Consider the following 1,289-nt stretch of genomic DNA (forward strand, 5'->3'; position numbering starts at 1 on the left):
GGCCACGGCGCCACGGGCCACCCGCGGCCACGCCATCCGCCGGCCCTGCGGGGGCATTGGCGGGCCAGGCGGGCGGGGCCTTTAAAATCCGCCGCTCCAGCCCGCCGCGCGGGCCCACCAGCACTCACGAACCCTTCCATGAGCTCCTCCGACTCCTCCACCCCCATCTCCTACAAAGACGCTGGCGTCGACATCGATGCCGGCGACGCGCTGGTCGAGCGCATCAAGCCGCTCGCCAAGAAGACCATGCGCGAGGGCGTGCTGGCCGGCATCGGCGGTTTCGGCGCCCTGTTCGAGGTGCCCAAGCGCTACCAGGAGCCGGTGCTGGTGAGCGGCACGGACGGCGTGGGCACCAAGCTCAAGCTGGCCTTCGAATGGAACATGCACGACACCGTGGGCATCGACCTGGTCGCCATGAGCGTGAACGACGTGCTGGTGCAGGGTGCCGAGCCGCTGTTCTTCCTCGACTACTTCGCCTGCGGCAAGCTGGACGTGGACACGGCCGCGGCCGTGGTGGGCGGCATCGCCCGGGGCTGCGAGCTTTCGGGCTGCGCCCTGATCGGCGGCGAGACGGCCGAAATGCCGGGCATGTACCCCGCCGGCGAGTACGACCTGGCCGGCTTTGCGGTCGGCGCGGTCGAAAAATCCAAGATCCTCACCGGCAGGGCCGTGGCGGCCGGCGACGTGGTGCTGGGCCTGGCCTCGGCCGGCGTGCACTCCAACGGATTCAGCCTGGTGCGCAAGTGCATCGAGCGGGCCGGCGATTCAGCCCCCGCCACGCTGGACGGCAAGCCGTTCAAGCAAGCGGTCATGGAACCCACGCGCCTGTATGTGAAGAACGTGCTGGCCGCGCTGGCCGAGCACCCCGCGCCGCAGGATGCGGCATCGGCCGGCGGCATCAAGGCCCTGGCCCACATCACGGGCGGCGGCCTGCTGGAGAACATTCCGCGCGTGCTGCCCGAGGGCCTGGCCGCCCACCTGAAAGCCGGCAGCTGGCCGCAGACCGAGCTGTTCGCCTGGCTGCAGAAGACGGCCGGCATCGACGACATCGAGATGAACCGCACCTTCAACAACGGCATCGGCATGGTGGTGGTGGTCTCGGCGTCCGAAGCCGAAGCCACGGCCGCCACGCTGCGCTCGCTGGGCGAGACGGTCTACACGATCGGCACCATCGCCGACCGCGGCGACGGCGCGCCCGTGGTGGTGGGCTGACCCCCTCAGCCGCACCCCGCCGCCCATGATGGAGCCGCTCGCACCGCACGACGTTCCGCCCTCTGCCGCCGGCCCCG

Annotated in this window: 1 protein-coding gene; it reads left to right on the forward strand. The window is 70.9% G+C overall.

Features of this window, described 5'->3' with window-relative positions:
- The first annotated feature begins 138 nt into the window (after positions 1 to 138).
- Positions 139 to 1,212, forward strand: coding sequence for a phosphoribosylformylglycinamidine cyclo-ligase (gene purM / locus AC27IQ_RS24795; RefSeq protein ID WP_487091190.1), 1,074 nt, complete (start codon positions 139 to 141; stop codon positions 1,210 to 1,212).
- The last annotated feature ends 77 nt before the right edge of the window (positions 1,213 to 1,289 follow it).

The organism is Acidovorax sp. KPB24-07 (genome assembly GCF_057543315.1).

Coding starts and splice junctions, on each gene's coding strand:
- purM (WP_487091190.1), top strand. CDS start 139: ATGAGCTCCTCCGACTCCTCCACCCCCATCTCCTACAAAGACGCTGGC.